The following is a 976-nucleotide window of genomic DNA, read 5'->3' on the forward strand; positions in this document are numbered from 1 at the left end:
TTATTGGCTCATATGACTGCGTGACCTTCAGACCGCCCTGTTTGTGACTCTGACTCGTTATGAACCTTTGTTTCCTATCACCATCCATAAGTACCCGGACCATTGCTTTCGCATAGTCTGACGGCGTCTTTTTCCGCCCTTGCTGCGTCACAGCTCTGGTCACGTTGCGGGCTACGCTCCCGACGTTGTTCCTTGAAGAGCGAAAAAATTCACTCGCCACCATTATGCGAAAGCAATGGTCCGGGTACATACAAAACACTGGTTCAACGAACACCCCAAGATATAACTGCTATTGAGGTTTATTCAGAGTATGAACATACCACCACACTATGGGAAAGGCAGCCACGAACCACGGGCGCATCTGCCTTTCAGGCCCAGCTATTCAAGTGGGCCTAAGTTTTATACTCACAGAACGCAAGGCTCTTCTGCCTCAGGAGGTGCTGATAACTCTGAGCGCCGCCAACTTCCACAATATCGTACCCAACCTCACTCTGGTCACTCTTACATACAGGGATGTGACGACATAAATCATGGCTTCCGTCTTCTGAGAACCAATCCCCAAAGAGCATTAGATAAGGCCGAAACACTATTAAAAAAATACGTGGGAGACAGGTTTCAATATTCCCGTGTTGTGCAATTAAAAGCCAGATCTTTGTCTCTTCTTAATAATTTCAGCGGGTGTATTGAGTACATCAATTCTCTTTCAGATGATTTGCAAAACAACAAAGGAGTGATGATGGCAAAAGGCAGGGCTTTGCAGGCTAAAGGGCATTTAGTGGAGGCTTTACCACTTTTCCAGAAACTTTATGCAGAATATTCGGCCTCCTTCAATGATCAAAAAACCAATGGGCTAGCACTGGGCAGGCATCTCCAGATCATGGGGGGCACGGACAATCTGAGAGTGGCTCGGGACATTTTTACCTGGCTGCGTACCCGGACGGCCAATGGGCAGGTAAACACCCCCTGTAATGACAAG

Annotated in this window: 1 protein-coding gene; it reads left to right on the forward strand. The window is 47.5% G+C overall.

All coding sequences use genetic code 11. The annotated features are described in order from the left end of the window. Positions 1–736: 736 nt before the first annotated feature. The coding region (locus E1189_RS03240; RefSeq protein ID WP_196221133.1) for a hypothetical protein at positions 737–976 on the forward strand (240 nt) is incomplete at its 3' end.

This window comes from Parendozoicomonas verongulae (assembly GCF_009711465.1).
Taxonomy (GTDB): Bacteria; Pseudomonadota; Gammaproteobacteria; order Pseudomonadales; family Endozoicomonadaceae; genus Sansalvadorimonas; species Sansalvadorimonas verongulae.